The 20,315-nt window shown below is 71.2% G+C and carries 17 protein-coding genes; 7 read left to right on the top strand and 10 right to left on the bottom strand.

Annotation, left to right across the window (positions count from 1 at the left end):
• Nucleotides 1–273: 273 nt before the first annotated feature.
• Entirely contained in the window at nt 274–2,112 is a 1,839-nt protein-coding gene (locus ABZ854_RS06040) for an NHL domain-containing thioredoxin family protein (protein WP_361204943.1), read from the bottom strand.
• 838 nt (nt 2,113–2,950) lie between these two features.
• Between ABZ854_RS06040 and ABZ854_RS06035 the strand changes: the two genes are divergently transcribed.
• Nucleotides 2,951–3,454 carry an LURP-one-related family protein gene (locus ABZ854_RS06035; RefSeq protein WP_361204940.1) on the top strand — a complete coding sequence of 168 codons (504 nt, stop codon included), beginning with the start codon at nt 2,951–2,953 and terminating at the stop codon, nt 3,452–3,454.
• Nucleotides 3,455–3,472: 18 nt separating this feature from the next.
• Here the strand turns inward: ABZ854_RS06035 and ABZ854_RS06030 are convergent, their stop codons facing one another.
• The gene (locus ABZ854_RS06030) at nt 3,473–4,273 is read right to left on the bottom strand and encodes a carbon-nitrogen family hydrolase (protein WP_361204937.1); all 801 of its coding nucleotides are present in this window, start codon (nt 4,271–4,273) and stop codon (nt 3,473–3,475) included.
• Between the two features lie 232 nt (nt 4,274–4,505).
• Between ABZ854_RS06030 and ABZ854_RS06025 the strand changes: the two genes are divergently transcribed.
• A complete protein-coding gene (locus ABZ854_RS06025) occupies nt 4,506–5,330 on the top strand; it encodes a maleylpyruvate isomerase family mycothiol-dependent enzyme (RefSeq protein WP_361204934.1) in 825 nt (274 codons plus the stop codon).
• A gap of 392 nt (nt 5,331–5,722) precedes the next feature.
• Here ABZ854_RS06025 and ABZ854_RS06020 read toward each other — a convergent pair whose 3' ends face one another.
• Together ABZ854_RS06020 and ABZ854_RS06015 are read right to left on the bottom strand one after the other, a co-directional pair.
• Nucleotides 5,723–6,964 (bottom strand): MFS transporter, encoded by a 1,242-nt coding sequence (locus ABZ854_RS06020; RefSeq protein WP_361205181.1) that lies wholly within the window; start codon nt 6,962–6,964, stop codon nt 5,723–5,725.
• A gap of 50 nt (nt 6,965–7,014) precedes the next feature.
• On the bottom strand, nt 7,015–7,665 hold the full coding sequence (locus tag ABZ854_RS06015) for a GntR family transcriptional regulator (RefSeq protein WP_361204931.1): 651 nt from the start codon (nt 7,663–7,665) through the stop codon (nt 7,015–7,017).
• Between the two features lie 244 nt (nt 7,666–7,909).
• Here ABZ854_RS06015 and ABZ854_RS06010 point away from each other — a divergent pair, with 244 nt between their 5' ends.
• The 3 genes from ABZ854_RS06010 to ABZ854_RS06000 all read left to right on the top strand — a co-directional run bounded on the left by ABZ854_RS06010 (nt 7,910) and on the right by ABZ854_RS06000 (nt 9,938).
• Nucleotides 7,910–8,812, top strand: coding sequence for a D-alanyl-D-alanine carboxypeptidase (locus ABZ854_RS06010; RefSeq protein WP_361204928.1), 903 nt, complete (start codon nt 7,910–7,912; stop codon nt 8,810–8,812).
• A 125-nt stretch (nt 8,813–8,937) separates the two neighbouring features.
• Nucleotides 8,938–9,489 carry an RNA polymerase sigma factor gene (locus ABZ854_RS06005; protein ID WP_361204925.1) on the top strand — a complete coding sequence of 184 codons (552 nt, stop codon included), beginning with the start codon at nt 8,938–8,940 and terminating at the stop codon, nt 9,487–9,489.
• Nucleotides 9,486–9,938: a hypothetical protein gene (locus ABZ854_RS06000; RefSeq protein ID WP_361204922.1), complete on the top strand. Its 453-nt coding sequence runs from the start codon at nt 9,486–9,488 to the stop codon at nt 9,936–9,938. Before ABZ854_RS06005 ends, ABZ854_RS06000 begins: the two co-directional genes overlap by 4 nt.
• Here the strand turns inward: ABZ854_RS06000 and ABZ854_RS05995 are convergent.
• Together ABZ854_RS05995 and ABZ854_RS05990 are read right to left on the bottom strand one after the other, a co-directional pair.
• Nucleotides 9,930–10,847, bottom strand: a complete 918-nt coding sequence (locus tag ABZ854_RS05995; protein WP_361204919.1) for an alpha/beta hydrolase — start codon at nt 10,845–10,847, stop codon at nt 9,930–9,932. The two genes, ABZ854_RS06000 and ABZ854_RS05995, sit on opposite strands and share 9 nt — an antisense overlap.
• Nucleotides 10,848–10,987: 140 nt before the next feature.
• Nucleotides 10,988–11,752, bottom strand: coding sequence for a hypothetical protein (locus ABZ854_RS05990; protein WP_361204916.1), 765 nt, complete (start codon nt 11,750–11,752; stop codon nt 10,988–10,990).
• Nucleotides 11,753–12,003: 251 nt separating this feature from the next.
• On the opposite strand from ABZ854_RS05990, the gene ABZ854_RS05985 reads away from it, so the two are divergent.
• Nucleotides 12,004–13,014, top strand: a complete 1,011-nt coding sequence (locus ABZ854_RS05985; protein WP_361204913.1) for a Bro-N domain-containing protein — start codon at nt 12,004–12,006, stop codon at nt 13,012–13,014.
• Nucleotides 13,015–13,090: 76 nt separating this feature from the next.
• Here ABZ854_RS05985 and ABZ854_RS05980 read toward each other — a convergent pair whose 3' ends face one another.
• From ABZ854_RS05980 to pdhA, 3 genes are read right to left on the bottom strand one after another with little or no spacing between them, the layout of a single operon-like run.
• The gene (locus tag ABZ854_RS05980; protein WP_361204910.1) at nt 13,091–14,566 is read right to left on the bottom strand and encodes a dihydrolipoamide acetyltransferase family protein; all 1,476 of its coding nucleotides are present in this window, start codon (nt 14,564–14,566) and stop codon (nt 13,091–13,093) included.
• Between the two features lie 11 nt (nt 14,567–14,577).
• Nucleotides 14,578–15,555 (bottom strand): alpha-ketoacid dehydrogenase subunit beta, encoded by a 978-nt coding sequence (locus ABZ854_RS05975; protein WP_361204907.1) that lies wholly within the window; start codon nt 15,553–15,555, stop codon nt 14,578–14,580.
• Entirely contained in the window at nt 15,555–16,742 is a 1,188-nt protein-coding gene (pdhA, locus tag ABZ854_RS05970) for a pyruvate dehydrogenase (acetyl-transferring) E1 component subunit alpha (protein WP_361204903.1), read from the bottom strand. The genes ABZ854_RS05975 and pdhA overlap by 1 nt, the downstream gene beginning before the upstream one ends.
• Before the next feature lie 571 nt (nt 16,743–17,313).
• Between pdhA and ABZ854_RS05965 the strand changes: the two genes are divergently transcribed.
• Nucleotides 17,314–18,312, top strand: a complete 999-nt coding sequence (locus ABZ854_RS05965; protein WP_361204900.1) for a phosphotransferase — start codon at nt 17,314–17,316, stop codon at nt 18,310–18,312.
• A 72-nt stretch (nt 18,313–18,384) separates the two neighbouring features.
• Here the strand turns inward: ABZ854_RS05965 and ABZ854_RS05960 are convergent, their stop codons facing one another.
• The gene (locus ABZ854_RS05960; protein WP_361204897.1) at nt 18,385–19,962 is read right to left on the bottom strand and encodes a protein kinase; all 1,578 of its coding nucleotides are present in this window, start codon (nt 19,960–19,962) and stop codon (nt 18,385–18,387) included.
• Nucleotides 19,963–20,315 lie beyond the last annotated feature (353 nt).

Genomic DNA, 20,315 nt, shown 5'->3' with positions numbered 1-20,315 from the left:
CGAGGGCCACGTTCTTCGCGCCGGGCCGGCGGTTTCGGCGAGTGGGCCGAGCCGACGGGCTACGGCGGGTGAGCGGGCCGACGGCCGGCGCGGATGAGTCCGGTCGGCGGGTGGGGCGGGCCGACAGGCCACGGCGGGCGCACCACGTCGACGGCCGGCGCGGATGAGTCCGGCCGGCGGTTCCGGCGGGTCGGGCGGGCTGTGGGCTCCGGCGGGTGAGCCCGGCCGACGGTTACCGCGTGTGAGTCACGCCGGAGGCCGGCGCGCCGCTGGTCACTGTTCGTCCAGGCCCGCCAGGACGAGCGGCAGCCGGTCCGCCCCGCCGTCGGTGAGGCGGACCGGGACTCCCCAGTCCTGCTGGTGGACATGGCACGCGGGGTACTGGTTCGCCGGGTCGTCGTCGCAGGAGGCGGCCATCGCGGAGACGTGCAGGACGCCCTCCGTGACGGCCGGGTTGAGCTCCAGCTCGCGTGAGAGGTCCGCCTCGGCCCCCTCGCCCTTGAGGATCAGCTCGGGCGGGGTGGAGGAGACCAGCAGACGCGTCGAGGGGCCGTAGCGCGTGTCGAGCTTCTGCCCGGCCGGCGCCTGGAAGACGACGTCGAGGCGGAGGCGCCCCGGCGCGACCTCGGTCGCCGCGCGCTGGGTGCGGTGGGCCACCGCCTCCACCCGTACGGCCTCCTCGGGCAGCCGCAGCCGGGTCAGCCGGTGCCGGGCCGACTCCACGACCACGATGTCCTCGCCGGCCAGCACCGCGTCGCTCGGCTCGCGCAGATCGGTGGCCAGCGTGGTGACCTCGCCGGTCGCGGGGTCGTAGCGGCGCAGGGCGTGGTTGTAGGTGTCGCTGACCGCGACCGATCCGTCGGCCAGCGCGGTGACGCCCAACGGGTGCTGGAGCAGGGCCTGTCCGGCGGCGCCGTCCTGGTGACCGAAGTCGAACAGTCCGGTGCCTACGGCCGTGTGGACGTGCCCGTCGACGTCGACCCAGCGCAGGGCGGAGGTCTCGGAGTCGGCGAGCCACAGCCGCTCGGGGGTGGCGGCGAGCCCCGAGGGCTGCGCGAACCAGGCCTCGGCGCCGGGCCCGTCCACCAGCCCCTCGTTCGTCGTCCCTGCCGCCACCGCCACGGTGCCGTCCGCCGGGTCGTACGCCCACAGCTGGTGCACGCCCGCCATGGCGATCCACACCCGCCCCCGCCACCAGGCCACGTCCCACGGCGAGGACAGCTTCACCGCGCGGCCGGGACCTGTGGTCGCCTCACCCTGCATCCACTGCTGCCCCGTGCCCGCGAGGGTCGTCACCTCGCCGGTGGCGGGGTCGAGGAGGCGCAGGGCGTGGTTGACGGTGTCGGCGACGACCACCGTGCCGTCGTCGAGCAGCGCGAGTCCCTGCGGCTCGTTGAACTCCGCCCGCTCCGGACCGCCGTCGGTGAACCCGCGCGCCCCGGTGCCGATCCGCCGTACGACCGTCTCGCCGTCCTCGGCCACCTCCACCAGCTGGTGCCGGGTCGTGTCGCTGACCAGGAACGTCCCGCCGGGCAGTAGCAGCGCCTTGCCGGGGAAGCGCAGGCTCGTCGGCCGGGGCTCCGGCGGAACGTACGGCCCGTCGCCGCGGCGCAGGGTGCCCTTGGCGGCGTGCTCGGCCTCCAGCTCGGTGACCAGCCGCTCGATGGCGTGCACATGCCCCTCGCCGGCGTGCTGCGCGACCACGTACCCCTCCGGGTCGATCACGACCAGCGTCGGCCAGGCCCGCACCGCGTACTGCTTCCAGGTCGCCAGCTCGGGGTCGTCCAGCACCGGGTGCTCCACCCCGTACCGCTCCACCGCGTCCAGCACCGCCTGATGCTCCGCCTCGTGCACGAACTTCGGCGAGTGCACCCCGACGACGACCACGGTGTCCCGGTGCCGCTCCTCCAGCTCTCGCAGTTCGTCGAGGACGTGCAGGCAGTTGATGCAGCAGAAGGTCCAAAAATCGATGATCAATGCTCGACCTCGGAAGTCGGCGAGCTTCAGATCCTTCCCGCCGGTGTTGATCCAGCCGCCCTTGCCGATCAGCTCGGGGGCACGGACACGGGCACGGCGGGGCGCGGGGGCGGGCACCGAGGCGGCATCGTTCATGTTTCAAGCTTGCCATTGGCCCATGAACACCGGATCACGGCCGTACGACGCCGTCGCCCTGCACAGCTACGGGATCCGCTCCACCACGGCGACCTCCGAGAATTCTCAGAGCCAGGTCATATGCCCGGTCCGGCCAGTGACTGGCCGGAGGACTTCTGGCCACTGCCCCCAGCGGATGTCCTGACGGATGGCTGTCGGGGGCTTTCGTCGGCTCAGACCAGTACCCCTGCCTAGCCTCCTTGGATACCCCGGACGAACAGGGTGCCTGTGCGGCGACTTCCTGGGGGCGGGGCAAGCACGGACGCTGACACGTCCACGAAGCCGTGTTCCTTGAGAATCAGCGCCCACACATCGGGTTCGTAATCCCACCTCCTGACGACAGCGGGGTCTTCTTCGGGCCCGCGAGGGATGTATGACGCCTGGCAGCCGTAGCACCCTTCAACCGAGGGCCGCTGGGAGAAGGCGAACACGCCCCCCCGGCTTGAGGTTCGCGTGAACGACCGGCAGCAGTGGCGGTCTCGGGGTCGTGGACGAGCTTCTTCACCTCCGGGTCCACCAGCAGCCCGTAAGGCGGTTGTCCGCCGATCCACTGGCCCCGCTGCCGTAGGTACCGCTTGGCGTTGCCGACGCGCATCCCGAGGTCGCGGGACTCGTTGCGCGCCAGTTCCGCCGGCATCGCGATGGTGACGCGGGCGCTGTCGTTCTTCGTGTCGAGGTCGTCCATGACGTTTGGCGGGGGCCGCGGCCACCGCGCTCGGTCCGTCGGGCCACCGACCGCGCTCAGTCCGTCGGCCTACTGATCGCGTCGGACGGGTCCCGCCGGGGAAGCGGTAACCGCATGAGATTCCTCGTACGCGATCGGATCCTCGGCATCGGTGACGACTGGTGGATCGAGGACGAGCACGGGCGGAAGGTGTACCTCGTCGACGGCAAGGCCATGCGCCTGCGCGACACCTTCGAGCTCAAGGACGCCCACGGGCAGGTCCTGATCGACATCCACCAGAAGATGCTCGCCCTGCGGGACACGATGGTGATCGAACGGGGCGGCGAGGCCCTGGCCAAGATCAAGCGCAAGCGCCTGTCGCTGCTGCGCAACCACTACCGGGTGTCCCTGGTCGACGGCACCGAGCTGGACGTCAGCGGCAAGATCCTCGACCGTGAGTTCGCCGTCGAGTACGACGGCGAACTCCTCGCGGTGATCTCCCGCCGCTGGCTGACGATCCGGGACACCTACGGCGTCGACATCGTCCAGGACGACGCGGACCCGGCGCTGCTGATCGCTGTGGCGGTGTGCGTGATCCACCTGGCGGAGAAGGAAGGGGAGGAGGACGAGGACGACTGAGCCGTCCTCGCCCGGGTGTCACGCCCGGTGGGGCGGCGGGGCCAGGCCCAGCACGCGGTCCTTCAGGGCCGGGAACTGTTCACGGGTGGCGGCCACCTTCGCCGGGTCGACGTCGACCGTGAGGACCTCCTCGTCCGGGCCCGCCTCGGCGAGGACCTCGCCCCACGGGTCCACCACGATCGAGTGACCCGCCTGGGGAACTCCGGCGTGTGTCCCGGCCGTTCCACAGGCGAGCACGAACGCCTGGTTCTCCACGGCCCGCGCCCGGGCCAGCAGCGTCCAGTGCGTGCGCCGCCGTTCCGGCCAGCCCGCGGGGACGACGAGCATCTCGGCGCCTGCGTCGACGAGGGAGCGGAAGAGCTCGGGGAAACGGAGGTCGTAACAGGTCGCCAGTCCGAGGGTGGTGTCCGGCAGACGCACCGTCACCAGCTCCTGCCCGGCGCCCATGAGCACGGCCTCGCCCTTGTCGAAGCCGAAGCGGTGGATCTTGCGGTAGGCCGCGGCCCGCTCGCCGGAGGGGGTGAAGACGAGCGAGGTGTTGTAGACGGTGCCGTCCGGGGCCAGCTCGGGCAGGGACCCGGCGTGCAGCCAGACGCCCGCGTCGGCCGCCGCCTTGGCCATCGCCTCGTGCGTCGGCCCCTCCAGCGGCTCGGCCTCCCGGCCGAAGTCCTCGTAGGCGAAGGCGCCGGTCGTCCACAGCTCGGGCAGCACGACGAGGTCGGAGCCGACCTGCTCCCGCACCAGCGCGGCCGCCCGCTGACGTCGAGAGGCCACCGATTCGCCCTCGTCCACGGCGATCTGGATCAGCGAGGCGCGCACACTACCACCGTCCTGGCATTCGAGTAGTCCATACCGGCCTACGATCGTCACACGAAAGCACTGCCGGGGTGCCTCGGAGCAGCGTAACTTGGGGGTTCTCCCGCGCAGGCGGAGCCGAGCGTGGGAGAGCCGGGCGTGGGGGAGTTCCAGGACACCCTCCGCGTGCGGTCACCGCCCGCCGGCACTGCCGCCGCAACCTGCCCGTGTACCGACCGCCGAGGGGTCCCGTTCCGTGAGTCTGCATCCCACCGTCCAGCCCTACGCCGATGCCTGGACACACTCCATCGAAGCGATATCCGAGATGGTGCAGTCACTCGTCGAGGGCGAGTGGAACCGGCGGACCCCCTGCCCCGGCTGGTCCGTTCGGGACGTGGTCTCGCACGTCATCGGCCTGGACTGCGAGATGCTCGGCGACCCGCGGCCCATCCACACCCTGCCCCGTGACCTGTTCCACGTCACCAACGAGCACCAGCGGTACATGGAGATGCAGGTCGACGTCCGCCGCCACCACACGGCGCCGGAGATGACGTCCGAGCTGGAGTACACCATCATCCGGCGCAACCGTCAGCTGCGGAACGAGTCCCGCGAGCCCGGCACCAAGGTGCGCGGCGCGCTGGGCGCGGAGGTCACCCTGGAACACGCCATGCGGATGCGCGCGTTCGACGTGTGGGTGCACGAGCAGGACCTGCGCACCGCTCTCGGCCGCCCCGGCAACCTGGACTCGCCGGGCGCGCACGTCGCCCGGGACCTGCTGCTGGAGGGGCTGCCGAAGGTCGTCGCCAAGGGCGCGGACGCCCCGCGCAGTTCGGCCGTCGTGTTCGACGTGCACGGGCCGATCGAGTTCCTGCGCACCATCCGCGTCGACATCCAGGGCCGCGGCACCCTGGAAGCCGCCCCCGCCCTCGGCCCGGCCGCCACCCTCACCCTCGACTGGGAGACCTACGTCCGCCTCGCCTGCGGCCGCGTCACCCCGGACGCGGTCACCGACCGCATCAAGGCAGAGGGCGACCCCGCCCTCGCCACAGCCATCCTGAACAACTTCACGGTCACTCCGTAACGTCTCACCGGCCCGGCCCGGGACGCGATGCCGCGGGGTCGCGCTGCCTCGTCGGCACGGGGCACCCGATCCGGCGGAGGCGGGGAGCATGGCCCGGTCGGGGCGGCGGGGCGGATGCCCGGCTGTTACGCGGCGGGGGGCGAAGGTCCGACCGGCGCGACGGTGAGACGGAGGTCCGGCTGCCACGCGGCAGTTGGACGCAGACCCGGGAGCCGGCGCGGCGCGACCCGGAGTTCCGGATGGCGGCGCGGAGACCCGGCTGCCGGCGCAGCGGGACGGCGAGGGTTTCGGCCCCCCCGGGAAAAGCCGCCGACGGCGCGGGCCGCCCGCGTGTTGCTGAGCCTGTCTGCCGACTGGAGACGGGTGGTGCGCGGGTGGGAGACCCACCCGGTTCAAGCAGGCACGTGCACCGTCTCCACCCGGCTGGCCACCCACCGCTCCCGCTCCCGCCGAGCCGCCCGCCTCCGCAGCCGCAGAATCTGGCTCACCCCCAGCGCCTGCAGCACGAACACCGCCGAGAACGCCACCCGGTAGTCGTCCCCGGTCGCATCCAACAGCACACCGATCGCGAACAACGTCGTCATCGAGGCGACGAACCCGCCCATATTGGTGATCCCCGACGCCGTCCCCTGACGCTCCGCCGGATTCGCGGGCCGAGCGAAGTCGAACCCGATCATCGACGCCGGCCCACACGCCCCGAGAACCGTGCACAGCACCAGCAGCAGCCACATCGGAGCATGCGCCCCGGGATAGGCCAGCGTCCCGGCCCACACCCCCGCCGTCGCCGCCACCGTCCCCAGCGCCAGCGGCAGCCGCGCCGCCTGGTGCCGGGCGACGACCTGCCCGTACACCAGTCCGACCACCATGTTGGACAGCACCACCAGCGTGAGCAGCTCACCGGCCGTGGCCCGGCTCAGCCCCTGCGCCTCGACCAGGAACGGCATGCCCCACAGCAGCAGGAACACCATCGCCGGGAACTGCGTGGTGAAGTGCACCCACAGACCCAGCCGGGTCCCCGGCTCCCGCCAGGACGCCGCGATCTGCCGGCGGACGTAGGCCGCGCCCTGGTGCGGGAACGGCTCGGGCTCATGGCCCTCGGGGTGGTCCTTCAGGAACAGCACGACGAGAACGAAGACGACGATCCCGGCGAGTGCACTGCCGGCGAACGCCGCCGTCCAGCCGAGCCCGTGCAGCAGCCGGGCCAGGACGAGGGTGGAGACCAGGTTGCCCGCCATGCCGATCAGTCCCGCCAGCTGCGCGACCAGCGGCCCGCGCCTGGCCGGGAACCAGCGCGTGCCGAGCCGCAGCACGCTGATGAAGGTCATCGCGTCGCCGCAGCCGAGCAGCGCCCGCGAGGCGAGAGCCGTGCCGTAGGAGGGGGAGAAGGCGAAGCCCAGCTGCCCGGCCGTGAACAGCACGGCGCCGATGCTGAGCACCCGCTTCGTGCCGAGCCGGTCGACCAGCAGGCCCACGGGTATCTGCATGCCCGCGTACACCAGCAGCTGGAGGATGGAGAACGTCGACAGCGCGGAGGCGTTGACATGGAAGCGGTCCGCCGCGTCCAGGCCGGCCACCCCGAGGGACGTACGGAAGATGACGGCGACGAAGTAGACGGCGACACCGAAGGTCCACATCACGACGGCGCGGCGGCCGCCCGGGGGATCACCCGGCAGAGTGGTGCCGTTCACCGGACCTCACCCCGCGCGAGGTGCGAGAACCAGCTCACGTGCCGGTGCACGACCCCGACGGCCGCCTCGGCGTCGCCGGAACGCAGCGCGTCCAGGATCTCCCCGTGCTCGGCGAGCGTCTTGGCGATCCGGTCGGGGTGGGAGTGCATGACGGCGACGCCCATCCTGAGCTGGCGGTCACGCAGCTGGTCGTAGAGGCGGGAGAGAATCTCGTTGCCGCCGCTGCGGACGATCTCGGCGTGGAAGCACCGGTCGGTGACCGCGGCGGCGGCGAAGTCACCGGCCGCGGCCTGGGCCTTCTGCTTCTCCAACAGCTCCGTGAGCCGCTCGACGAGCCCCGGCGGGGCGGGTACGGCCTTCCGCGCGGCATGCGCCTCGACCAGCAGCCGGGTCTCCACCACGTCGGCGATCTCCTGCGCGGAGACGGGCAGGACCAGCGCTCCCTTCTTCGGGTAGAGCTTGATCAGCCCCTCGACCTCCAAGCGGAGCAGCGCCTCGCGCACCGGCGTGCGGGACACACCGACGGCCTCCGCCAGCTCGCCCTCGGTCAGGAGCGTCCCGCCCTCGTATCGGCGGTCGAGAACGCCCTGCTTGACGTGGCTGTAGACGCGGTCTGCCGCGGGGGGCTGCTTGACGGCCGTATTCATGCCGACAGGATAGATACAACACGTACTCATATGGTGCCCCAGTCCACCATGCGGACATGCGGCGATCCCCCCGGGTCCGCGACCGGCTCGACGAGGGGACCCGCACAGGACCCGTACGGAACCCCCCTCAGCGAGCGCACAACCTTCTGTGCTACTTACGTGTCACACAAGTGCGGCCCCACTCTCTTAGGACCTCAACTCGGCCGCACGCCAGGGGCATTCAAGACAATCGGGGTACATCACGTTGATTACCGGCATTAAGGGCACCCGCCTCCGCAGAGCCGCCGCCGTCGCCGTCACGTCCGGCGCGCTGGTCGCCACGGGAGCCCTCACCGCGGCGCCCGCACAGGCCGTCGCGGCGCCCTCGCTCGTGGCCAAGGGCGGCTACATCATGAACAACGCGAACGCCAAGTCAATCTTCAGCAAGGCGGCCGACACCAAGCGTTCGACCGGCTCCACCACCAAGATCATGACGGCCAAGGTGGTGCTCGCGCAGCCCCACCTGAACCTCGACTCCAAGGTCACGATCCAGAAGGCCTACAGCGACTACGTCGTCAAGAACAACGCCTCGCAGGCCCACCTGATCGTCGGCGACAAGGTCACCGTCCGCCAGCTCCTGTACGGCCTGATGCTGCCGTCCGGCTGCGACGCCGCCTACGCGCTCGCCGACAAGTACGGCACCGGCACCACCCGCGCCAAGCGCGTCGCGAGCTTCATCGGCAAGATGAACGCCGCCGCCAAGAGCCTCGGCCTGAAGAACACCCACTTCGACTCCTTCGACGGCATCGGCAACGGCTCCAACTACTCGACGCCGAAGGACCTGACGAAGATCGCCAGCAGCGCGATGAAGAGCGCCACGTTCCGCTCGATCGTCAAGACCAAGAAGTACACGGCCAGGACGATCACCAAGACCGGCGGCACCCGCGTCATGTCGCCGTGGACCAACACCAACGGTCTGCTCAGCAGCTACAGCGGCACCATCGGCGTCAAGACCGGCTCCGGCCCCGAGGCGAAATACTGCCTGGTCTTCGCCGCGACCCGGCACGGCAAGACCGTCATCGGCACCGTCCTCGCCTCCTCCTCCATCGCCCAGCGCGAGTCGGACGCGAAGAAGCTGATGAACTACGGCTTCGCCCAGCTCGGCTGACACCACCACAGATCCCTCCCGGGGCCCGCCGCACTCCAGCGGCGGGTCCTCGGCACGCCACCCGGCCGTCCCGGAGCAAGGGCCGTGCACGGCAGGCGCCGCGCGCACCCTAGGCTGTCCCCGACATGGACGACACTCAGGGCGGCAGCGGTGCCGAGCCGCCGTGGGAGACCGCCGCCCCACTCGTCCGGGCCGCACAGGCCGGCGACGCCCTCGCCATGGACGAACTGCTCGCCCTGGTGACGCCGTACGTGACCCGGCTCTGCCGGCCCATCGCCCCACACGAGGCCGCCGACGCCGTCCAGGAGTCCCTCGTGGCGGTCTTCAAGGGCCTGCGCGGCCTGCGCGACCCCCTGGCCTTCTACGGCTGGGTCCGCACCGTCACCGTCCGGGAGGCCGTACGCGTCGCCCGGCGCACGGCCACCGAGGAACCGGCCGACCCCGCCGACCTGGCCCGCCTCACCGGCCTGCACACGGACGCCGGCACCGAACTCCCCGCCGACGTACGCGACGTCCTCGCCCGGCTGCCCGTCCGGCACCGCGCGGTCCTGGTCCTGCGCGAGCTGGAAGGCCTCGACGAGGCCGCCGTCGCCGACCTGCTCGGCGTGCCCACCGGAACCGTCAAGTCCCGGCTGCACCGGGCCCGTTCCTCCTTCCGTAAGGCGTGGTCACGATGAATGCCGATCCCCTGGTGCGCCTGCGGGTGCTGGCCGCCGGCCTGCACGCCGCGCTGTACGCCGAGGAGCACATCGCCCTGCCGTACGAGCGCGTCTGGGCCGTGGCCTCCGACCTGTCCGGCGAACTACCCCATCTGATCCCCTTCCTCCGCGAGTTCCGCGTCCCGCCCGGCGACGCCGACCGCGTGCCGGCCCTCGCCGTGGGCCCTTCCGGTGTGCGTGCCCCCTTCGAGGTACGGCTCGCCCCCGGCTGGTGCCTGATGCAGTCCCGGCTGATCGTGGGCGGCATGGCGGCGGTCCCCGAGGGCGACGGCACCCGCTTCGCCGTCCTCGGCGCCACCCGCCCCGCCCCGCTGCGCCCGGCCCAGTGGCTCTACGGCCGTGTGCTCGGCGAACGGCGCGGCCGGGCGTTCGTCCACCGGGTCACCGAGCGGGCGGCGTCACGCTGATCCGATAGGCCGGGACCCCGGGGAGCCGAAGAGTTCCCTCAGTGCGTCGGCGACCTCCCCCGGCCGCTCCTGCGGCAGGAAGTGCCCGGCGCCGGGCACCACCCGCACGGTCAGGTCGTCGGCATACGCCTCACCGCCCGCCAGCAGGGCCGGCGCTATGACGTTGTCCCGTTCCCCGCCGAGCAGCAGGGTCGGCACGGTCAGCCGCTGCCGCCGGTGGGTGCCCCGCAGGAGCGCCGGGATGTCGCGGAGCACGTACTGCCAGAACATGGCCTGTCCGGCAGCGGCACTCTCCCGGGTCGCGGCGGCGTACTCCGCGAGTTCCGCCTCCTCCCACACCGCCGGGTCGGCGACCTGGTGCCGCAGCAGGAACCGGGTGAACGCCGGCCAGTGCCTCAGCACGGCCCGCCCCAGCACCGGATACTCGACGAACGCCGTGTACCACATGCGCCACAGGTTCGGCAGCACCACCCGGTGCCGGGGCCAGGGGTGGGACATGTTCAGCGCGAGGTATCCGGTGAACCGCTCCGGCGCCCGCAGACACAGCCGGAAGCCCAGGTGTCCGCCCCAGTCGTGCCCGACGAGCCCGACCCGCTCCAGCCCGAGCGCGTCCAGCAGCGCGAGGGCGTCGTCGGCCAGCGCGTCCATGTCGTAGCCCCGCGCCGTCCCCTCCGACCAGCCGAACCCCCTGAGGTCCGGGCAGACGAGCCGGTACTCCCCTGCCACCAGTTGGGCGGCCCGGTGCCAGGCGTACCAGTGCTGGGGGAAGCCGTGCAGCATCAGCAGCGGGGTGCCGGTGCCGTACTCCGCGATGTGCAGACGAGCGCCCCGTATCTCCTTCCATTCGTGCCTGACGCCCGTGTCCCCGGGCAGGAGCCGCTCGGACGGCGGCACAGTGCGCGATGCCATGGGTAGACCCCTCTCGGTCCGCCGCGGTCCCCCGTCGGGTCCGCGTCGCCGGGTCAGGAGCGGGGCTCCGTGCGAAAGGTTCCCTTCATTTCCCCCACTTCGTTTCTCTCCTCCTCCTCGCCCTCCGCCTCGCTTCCCTCCTAGGGGAGTTGGTCGTAGGTCTTGAAGGTGTAGGACGCGTCGTAGGACAGCAGGTTCCCGGTGGCCGCCGGCAGGCCGAGCCGTCTGGCCAGCGGTCGGGTCAGGGGGCCGCAGTGTTCCGGTGCGGGGGCGGCGAAGGTGTCGTCGTACGCCGAGAACTCGATGACCGGAGGATTCTGGGACACCCACTTCGAGGGTCCGGATCGCTTCGCCTGGAAGTCGACCGGGCGGCCTCCTCCGATCAGGCAGCTCTGCGGCAGCAGGGGGCTGAGGAGCCGAAAGCGCAGGCTGAGCTGCCCGGTGTAGAAGTCGGACCGTCCGCCGTACTCCAGCTGTATCGCCAGCCGGAGAGCCGGGACACTGTCTCCCGCGGGTGTTCCGGTCAGTCCTCCCGGCACGGTCGTCGGCGCGCTGTGCATCCCGCCCCACACCTGGCCGTTGCTGCCGTCCGGCATGGGCCCCTCGGCGTGCGTCATGGTGAGCGGGGCGAGCGTCACCGTGATCTTGCCCATGGTCAGCTCGGGCGCGGCCGTGTGCACCTCGCATCTCCAGCGAGCCGGATCCACCCCCTCGGGCAGTGGTGGGCAGTCACCGAACTGGGACGCGGATCCGGTGGCCGGCCGGGCGGTGACGGCAGGCGCGGCGGACGCGGTACCCGACGCCCATACCCCGGTGGCACCCACCGCGAGGGCGGCGCCCGCCATAGCGACGACGGCACGCCGGCCAAGGTAGGAACGGTTACGAGCGGCAGTGGATTTCGACATGTCGCCAGCGTGCCGCCCGGGCACCACCGGCCACATCGGTGACTCCCCCCGCTCACCCCCGAGACCACCCTGACGTACCGTCAGGGTCCTGGCCCTGACGCGGCCGGCATGGCTCTCGCGCAGGGGAGTTGGGGCCTATGGCGGCGATGCCGGGTGAATCAGGACATCTTCACTCGCATGCGTGAATATCATCTTTGCAGCTGGCATATTCGATTTTCTCCGCTCTACGTTCCGCAGCGGAGGTGGTTCACATGAACGAACCCAGCAAGCAACCCAATTCGGCCGAGCGGTACGAGGCGATCGACGTCAGCGACTTCGTGTACGCGGCCACCGGGGCCCGGGTCCGGAGGCTGACCATGCCGGACGGGGCGCATTGGTTTCCGGCGGTGGATGTGTGCAAGGAACTTGGGCACACAAACTCTCGGCAGGCTCTCGCGGATCATGTTCCCGGGCCGCACCGAGAGATTCTCGAGACCGTAACTGGAGCTTACGGTCTCAGCATTCCCGCAGGTAGAGAGTGGCGCCGAGACCTGAATGTCATCTCTCTTCAAGGTCTCATCCTGCTCGTCAACGCATGTACCAAACCCGCGTGCGCGCCCTTCAAACAGTGGGTCGCCGAAGTCATCGAGACCGTGCAGCGCGAGGGTTCCTACTCGCTGGACGAGGCCGAGGTGCAGTCCTCCGACCCGACCGCGCCCATCGCGTATGCCATGCCGGAGCAGGTCGCCGAGGCCATCGTCCGGCTGGAGGCGCACAACCTTCAGGTAGACGAGGACCTTGCGGTCGCACAGCGTGAATCGCTGGCGCTGCACAAGGAGATGCTGTCCACGCAGCAGCAGACCCTCGCCGTCCAACAGGCCGCACTCGTCGTCCAACAGCCCGCGCTCGTTGCTCAGGAGGCCATGGCCCGGGCCATGGCTCGGATCGCCGACCGACTGGACTCGTTCGTGCTCGCGCGACCGGTTGCGGCGAGGCAGCCCGAGCGGTGCCACGAAGGCCAGCCCACCACCGAGTCGGTGCTGGCCGACTGGCGGCGACGGTTGTCCGTGACCGAGGACGTGTGGACGGTGGCCGTGGTGATCGCCCCGGTGCTGGTCGAGCGGGGTGAGCTGCGCGAGCCGCTGGAGTCGATCGCGGACCGGACCGGTCTCACGGTGCACCGCGTCAACGAATGTCTCCGGCTGCTGCACAAGCACGCCTGCATCCGCTCACGGGGCGGGGCGGAGGACGGGGCTCCGGTGTACGTGCTCAACCTGGGCTGAGACAAGGAGAAAGGGCGGTCGCAAGACGAATTTGCGGCCGCCCTTTCAGGTGTCAGAGATTACCGGTCCACGGCCCTCACGCCCAGGTGATCAACCTTTTCGGCTGCTCAAGGACCGCCGCAACGTCCGCCAGCACCTTGGAGCCCAGTTCGCCGTCGACCAGGCGGTGGTCGAAGCTCAGGGCCAGCGTGGTGACCTGGCGGGGCTTGATCTTGCCCTTGTGGACCCACGGCTGGAGCTTGATCGCGCCGACCGCGAGGATCGCCGACTCGCCGGGGTTGAGGATCGGCGTACCGGTGTCGACACCGAAGACGCCGACGTTGGTGATCGTCACCGTGCCGCCCTGCATGGCGGCGGGGGACGTCTTTCCCTCGCGGGCCGTCGCCACCAGTTCGCCCAGGGCCTCCGCGAGCTGCGGGAGCGTCTTGGCGTGCGCGTCCTTGATGTTCGGCACGATCAGCCCGCGCGGGGTGGCCGCGGCGATGCCCAGGTTGACGTAGTGCTTCTGGACGATCTCCTGGTTGGCCTCGTCCCAGGACGCGTTGATCTCCGGGTTGCGCTTGATGGCGACCAGCAGGGCCTTGGCGATCAGCAGCAGCGGGTTGACCCGCAGGCCCTGCATGTCCTTGCCCTGCTTCAGCTCCTCGACGAGCTTCATGGTGCGCGTGACGTCGACCGTCACGAACTCCGTGACGTGCGGCGCGGTGAAGGCCGAGCCGACCATCGCCGCCGCCGTCGCCTTGCGGACGCCCTTGACCGGGACACGGGTCTCGCGCGCGCCGTCGTACGTCGCCACCGGCGCCGGTGCCACGGGCGCGGCGGGGGCCGCGGCCGGGGTCACGGCCGCCGGCTCGGCGGCCTTCGGGGTGACCGCGGCGTGGACGTCCTCGCGCGTGATGACGCCGTCCGGCCCGGACGGGGTGACCGCGGCCAGGTCGACGCCGAGGTCCTTGGCCAGCTTGCGCACCGGCGGCTTGGCCAGCGGACGGTCCTGCCCGGGAGCGGCAGGAGCGGCGGGAGCCGCGGGCGCGGCAGCGGCGCCGTGACCGTTCAGCTCGGCCTGGACCGCCTGGGCCGCAGGGGAGGCCGCGGGGACGGTGACCCCGGGGCCCTTGCGGGGGCGGCGCTTGGTGGAGGTGGTCGCCACGCCGTAGCCGACGAGGACCGGCTGGCGGCCCGCCGGCTTGGGCTCGTCCTCCGAGCCCTCCGGCGCCACCGGCGCGGCGGGCTGCTGCGGCTCGGCCTGCGGCTGAGCGGCCACGGGCTGATCGGCCGCCGGGGCGGCCGCGCCGCCCGCCACGTCCACCGCGATGATGGACGTGCCCACGTCGACCGTGGTGCCCTCGGGGAAGTGCAGCTCGCGGACCACGCCGTCGTAGGGGATGGGCAGTTCGACGGCCGCCTTGGCGGTCTCGACCTCGCACACCACCTGGCCGTCGGTGACCGTGTCACCCGGCTGGACGTACCACTTGAGGATCTCGGCCTCGGTGAGTCCCTCGCCCACGTCGGGCATCTTGAACTCGCGTACGGAAGCTTCCGTCATCGTCGTCACGAACCCTCTCCTCAGTACGCCAGGGCACGGTCGACGGCGTCGAGCACCCGGTCCAGCCCTGGCAGGTACTCCTCCTCCAGGCGCGCCGGCGGGTACGGCGCGTGATAGCCGCCGACCCGGAGCACCGGCGCCTCCAGGTGGTAGAAGCAGCGCTCGGTGATCCTCGCGGCGATCTCCGCACCGGAGCCGAAGAAGACCGGCGCCTCGTGGACCACTACCAGGCGGCGGGTCTTCTCGACCGAGGCCTGGATGGAGTCGAAGTCGAGCGGCGAGACCGAGCGCAGGTCGAGGACCTCCAGGGACTTGCCCTCCTCGGCCGCCGCGTTCGCGACCTCCTGGCACAGCTTCACCATCGGGCCGTACGCCGCCAGGGTGAGGTCGGTGCCCTCGCGGACCACCTGCGCCTTGTGCAGCGGGGCCGGGATCGCCTCCCGGTCCACCTCGGCCTTGTCCCAGTAGCGCCGCTTGGGCTCGAAGTAGATCACCGGGTCGTCGCTCTGGATGGCCTGCTGCATCATCCAGTACGCGTCCGACGCGTTGGAGGGGCTGACGATCTTGAGGCCGGACACGTGGGCGAACAGCGCCTCCGGGGACTCGGAGTGGTGCTCGACCGCGCCGATGCCGCCGCCGTAGGGGATGCGGACGACGACCGGCAGCTTGACCTTGCCCAGCGAGCGGGCGTGCATCTTGGCGAGCTGGGTGACGATCTGGTCGTACGCCGGGAAGACGAAGCCGTCGAACTGGATCTCCACCACCGGGCGGTAGCCGCGCAGGGCCAGGCCGATCGCGGTGCCGACGATGCCGGACTCCGCCAGCGGGGTGTCGATGACACGGCTGTCGCCGAAGTCCTTCTGGAGGCCGTCCGTCACGCGGAACACGCCGCCGAGCTTGCCGACGTCCTCGCCCATGACGACGACCTTGGGGTCCGTCTCCAGGGCGCGGCGGAGCGATTCGTTGATGGCCTTGGCCATCGCCATCTTCTCGGCCATCAGTGACCCCCTTCATCCGCGAACGACGCCTGGTAGGCGGCGAACTGCGCTCGCTCCTCGTCGACGAGCGCGTGCCCGTCCGCGTACACGTTCTCGAAGATGGCGAAGTGGTCCGGGTCGGGCATGGCACGGACCGCTTCGCGCACTCGTTTGCCCAACGCCTCGGACTCGGCCTCGAGTTCCGCGAAGAATCCCTCGTCCGCGTGGTTTGACGCCTCCAGGAACCGGCGAAGGCGCAAGATCGGGTCCTTCGCCTCCCAGGCGGCGCGCTCGTCGTCGTGGCGGTAGCGGGTGGGGTCGTCGGAGGTGGTGTGCGCGCCCATGCGGTACGTGTACGCCTCGACCAGGGTGGGGCCCTCGCCGGCGCGCGCCCGCTCCAGTGCCCACTTGGTGACCGCGAGGCAGGCCAGGACGTCGTTGCCGTCCACCCGGACGCCCGGGAAGCCGAAGCCCTGCGCGCGCTGGTACAGCGGGACGCGGCTCTGCTTCTCGGTGGGCTCGGAGATCGCCCACTGGTTGTTCTGGCAGAAGAACACGACCGGCGCGTTGTAGACCGCGGAGAAGGTGAACGCCTCGGCCACGTCGCCCTGGCTGGAGGCGCCGTCGCCGAAGTAGGCGATGACCGCCGAGTCCGCGCCGTCCTTGGTCACGCCCATGGCGTAGCCGGTGGCGTGCAGGGTCTGGGAGCCGATGACGATCGTGTACAGGTGGAAGTTGTTGCTGTTGGGGTCCCAGCCGCCGTTGTTCACACCGCGGAACATGCCGAGCAGGTTGGTCGGGTCCACCCCGCGGCACCAGGCGACGCCGTGCTCGCGGTAGGTCGGGAAGACGTAGTCGTCGTCGCGCAGCGCCCGCCCGGAGCCGATCTGGGCGGCCTCCTGGCCGAGCAGGGACGCCCACAGGCCCAGCTCGCCCTGGCGCTGCAGGGCGGTGGCCTCGGCGTCGAAGCGGCGGGTGAGCACCATGTCGCGGTACAGGCCGCGCAGGTCTTCGGGGGTGATGCCGTCGACGTAGCCGTCGTACTCGGCGTTGGCGATCCGCTTGCCCTCGGGCGTCAGAAGCTGCACGAGCTCGGGGTCGGTGCTCTTCTTCGCGGTGCTGCGGGTGGTGCGCTTGGTGCCGGTGGTGCCGGCCTTGCCTGCGGCGCTGCGTCGCGGCTTACGCGCGGCACTGCTCTCCACGGTCACGTGTGCTCCTCCGTCGGTCCGGCCCCCGGGGTTGCCGGTGGGCCAGTGCGGCTCACCTGTTTCCGACCACCGGGCACGGGGTGGGTGCCACTCGGCCGGGAACAGGCGTGACAGGTGCCCCGGCGAGCGCCCTGCGACTTTTACGTTACCCAGTGCGCCACATTTCTGTGAAACCCCTCCTGACCTGCCATTTTGCTTGGATTTCCAAGTAAATCGGCCGGCGCCGGAAGGGCCCTGGTCACAGCCTTGCAGGAGGCCGGAGCTACGGCACGTTATCCCGGCCACCCCGGGCACGGGAAGAGCCGACTTGTGACATCGACCTCGGGGGCGAAGGGTGAAATGTCCGGGTATTACCGCTCTACGGCCCCGAACGCGCAGGTGCGGATTCCGGCCACCGGTCCGCACCGGAACGAAATCTCCCGGCACTCACCCATGAAGAGTCACCTCGTGACCAAAAGCGATCAGTGGTGGCTGTCTGTGACACCCCGCAGCTCAGGGCCGTCCCCCGTGCCCTAGCATCTGCCGCGTGCCGCGCCCCTGTGTACCACCGCCTGCACCGCACGCGCCCCCTGTGAGCGCCCTCCTGCGCCTCTACTCCGCCGGTACGGCCGTCTCGTGCGAGCCCGTCGACCAGGGCCTGCTGAACCGTGCATACCGGCTGTGCACGACCCGCGGCCACTATTTCCTCAAGCACCACTCCGATCCGGACACCGCCGACCCCGAGTCCATCGAGCGCCGGCACCGGGCGACCGAGCGGCTGGCCGGCCTCGGCGTCCCGGTCGCGCTCCCGCTGGCCCAGCGTGACGGCCGTACCGTGGCCGTCGTCGGGGGCCACGCCTACGCGCTGCACCCCTGGATCGACGGCGGACACCGGCACGGCGGACAGCTCACCCGCAGCGAGAGCGCACGCCTGGGGGCGCTGCTGGGCGCCGTGCACGCCTGCCTGGAGCGCGTGATGCCGCCCAAGGGGCGCACACGGCCCGCCACGAGCCCCCATCCCGTGGAGAGCGCGGACCCCGCGGACACGTTCGCCCTGATCGACGACCTGCTCGCCCGGATCGGCCGCCACCGGCCCGGCGACATCTTCGACACACTCGCCCGGCAGCGGCTCCTGGAACGGCGCGCCCTCCTGGAGCAACACCTGGGCCGGCGACCCCCGCGGGGCGGAGCGGTGGGCTGGGTGCACGGCGACTTCCACCCCTTCAACCTGCTCTACAAGGAGAACGCCCCCGCCGCCATCGTCGACTGGGACCGGCTCGGCGTGCAGCCGCGCGCGGAAGAGGCCGTACGCGCGGCCGCGATCTTCTTCCTGCGGGCGGCGGGGGCACTGGACCTACCCAAGGTGCGGGCGTACGCGCGCGCGTACCGGCGCGCCAGCCGCGCCACGCCGTCAGAGCTGGCGGCGGCCGTGCACCGGGTGTGGTGGGAACGCCTGAACGACTTCTGGATGCTGCGCTGGCACTACGAGCGCGGCGACACGCGCGCGGACTGCCAGTTCCCGGCCGCGTCCGCACTCGTCGCGTGGTGGACGCGCGCGTACGAGGCGGTGTGCGAGGCGTTCACGGAGTGAGGGGGTCCGGGTGGGGACTCAGTCGGTCAAGCGCGGACCCGAAGGGCTCACGGACCCGCGGTCCCGAAGGGCTCACGGACCCGCGCTGTCGCCCGTGGTGTCCCCGTCGCCCCCGTCATCGGGCGCGCTGCCCGTGGCCGGTGACGACGGCTCCGAGGGAGTGGTCTCCGGGCTCGACTCGCCGCCCCCCGTGCTCGGCGTGTCCGACGGCTCGTCGCTCGGCTCCGTGCTCTCCGGCTGGGACGGGGTGTAGGACGGCTGGTAGGACGGCGGCTGCTGCTGGCCGGTGCCCGGGTCCGTCGGGTCGTCCGTGTTTGTGTCGGTGGGCTGGTCGGTGTTCTGGTCGGACGGCGTGGAGTCGTCCGTCTCGTGCTTGGCGGCCTTGGAGTGGGTCTGCGTCGGCTTCGTGTCCGTGCCGGTGCCGTGGCCGCCGGTGTTCTGGAAGGCGAACGCGACTCCGGCCGCGATGGCGACCACCGCGAGCACCGCGAGGATCCACAGCTTGCCCCGGCCGCTGCCCTTGTTGCCCTGCCCCTCGAAGCCGCCGTCGTCGCCGCCCCCGTAGCCGTGCGGCAGCATCGGCTGCGGGATCTGTGTGGTGCCCGACGCGTCCATCGGGTGGGGCATGACGGTGGTCCCGGCGAAACCGGCCGCCGGGGTGTGCCGGCCGTCGTGCACGGCCACCGGGCCGGTGTTCCAGGTTCCGGTGTGGCCGCCGGCCTCGTACAGCATCTGCAGGCCGTACTGGACCAGGCCGCGCATCTCCTCCGCGGTCTGGAAGCGGTCGTCGGGCTCCTTGGCGAGAGAACGCATGACCAGGCCGTCGAGTTCCGGCGGGCAGGCGCCGTCCGAGGTCTGGGACGGCGGCACCGGCGGGTCCTGGACGTGCTGGTAGACCACCGAGAGCGGGGTCTCGCCGGTGAAGGGGGGCCGCAGGGCGAGGAGTTCGTAGAGCAGGCAGCCGGTCGCGTACAGGTCGGAACGGTGGTCGACGGCCTTGCCGAGGGCCTGTTCCGGGGACAGGTACTGGGGCGTGCCCATGACCATGCCGGTCTGCGTCATCGTCGTCGAAGCGCCGTGCAGGGCGCGGGCGATGCCGAAGTCCATCACCTTCACCGCGCCGTTGTGCGTGATGATGACGTTGGCGGGCTTGATGTCGCGGTGCACGATGCCGTGCTGGTGCGAGTAGGCGAGCGCCTCCAGCACACCGGAGACGATGATCAGGGCCTGCTCGGGACCCGGCGCCTCGGCGTTCAGCAGCAGGTCGCGGATGGTGCGGCCCTCGACCAGCTCCATCACGATGTACGGCACCGACTGGCCGCCCACGACGTCCTCACCGGAGTCGTACACGGCGACGATCGCGTGGTGGTTGAGCCCGGCGACGGACTGGGCCTCGCGCGTGAAGCGGGCCTTGGAGACCGGGTCCTCGGCCAGGTCGGCGCGGAGCAGCTTGACGGCGACCGTACGGCCCAGGCGCACGTCCTCGGCGGCGAACACCTCGGCCATGCCGCCGCGGCCCAGCCGGTGGGTCAGCCGGTACCGGCCGTCGCCGACGAGCCCGCCGTTGCCCCACATCTCCGGTGTCTCTGACATGCCGCCGCCAGTCGCCTCGGGGTCGGACGGGCCCTGGGCGCTGTGCGTCTGTGCCATCGGTCCTCGCCGTCGTTTCTGCCCGCGGTACGCGCGGTGTTGTACGGGTCTCCGTCGGCCACGCTACAGCCTCCGCGCAAGCCTCCGGTCCGGAACCGGCTGCGGGAAACGGCCCGGAACCGGACCGGCCATGAAACCTCCAGCACGCGCTGTCGTGCAAATTCTGTGTACCGGGCGTACGTCCGCTGTAACGCTTCCGCGACGCTTCTTTCGCGTACGGTCACGGAACGGGCACCGAGCTTGACGTGTCAGTGCCCTGGGGCAGACTTGGCCGGGAATGACACTTTCGATCACGCCGTTCAGCCGGCGCCGCAGGGGCGGCGCGGCCTGAACAGCCGAGCGCCGGACGGCCA

It is taken from the genome of Streptomyces sp. NPDC047028, from assembly GCF_040644095.1.
GTDB lineage: Bacteria > Actinomycetota > Actinomycetes > Streptomycetales > Streptomycetaceae > Streptomyces.
Note: the sequence above shows the minus strand (reverse complement) of the source record. Positions and strands in the feature narration are given on the sequence as shown.

Excerpts from the sequence above, each read along its gene's own strand:
- ABZ854_RS05975 (WP_361204907.1), bottom strand. The coding sequence starts at position 15,555 with ATGGCCGAGAAGATGGCGATGGCCAAGGCCATCAACGAATCGCTCCGC.
- ABZ854_RS05960 (WP_361204897.1), bottom strand. The coding sequence starts at position 19,962 with ATGGCACAGACGCACAGCGCCCAGGGCCCGTCCGACCCCGAGGCGACT.
- ABZ854_RS06000 (WP_361204922.1), top strand. The coding sequence starts at position 9,486 with ATGAATGCCGATCCCCTGGTGCGCCTGCGGGTGCTGGCCGCCGGCCTG.
- ABZ854_RS05985 (WP_361204913.1), top strand. The coding sequence starts at position 12,004 with ATGAACGAACCCAGCAAGCAACCCAATTCGGCCGAGCGGTACGAGGCG.
- ABZ854_RS06035 (WP_361204940.1), top strand. The coding sequence starts at position 2,951 with ATGAGATTCCTCGTACGCGATCGGATCCTCGGCATCGGTGACGACTGG.
- ABZ854_RS06015 (WP_361204931.1), bottom strand. The coding sequence starts at position 7,665 with ATGAATACGGCCGTCAAGCAGCCCCCCGCGGCAGACCGCGTCTACAGC.
- ABZ854_RS06040 (WP_361204943.1), bottom strand. The coding sequence starts at position 2,112 with ATGAACGATGCCGCCTCGGTGCCCGCCCCCGCGCCCCGCCGTGCCCGT.
- ABZ854_RS05990 (WP_361204916.1), bottom strand. The coding sequence starts at position 11,752 with ATGTCGAAATCCACTGCCGCTCGTAACCGTTCCTACCTTGGCCGGCGT.
- ABZ854_RS05995 (WP_361204919.1), bottom strand. The coding sequence starts at position 10,847 with ATGGCATCGCGCACTGTGCCGCCGTCCGAGCGGCTCCTGCCCGGGGAC.
- ABZ854_RS06020 (WP_361205181.1), bottom strand. The coding sequence starts at position 6,964 with ATGTGGACCTTCGGTGTCGCCGTCTACTTCGTCGCCGTCATCTTCCGT.
- ABZ854_RS06005 (WP_361204925.1), top strand. The coding sequence starts at position 8,938 with ATGGACGACACTCAGGGCGGCAGCGGTGCCGAGCCGCCGTGGGAGACC.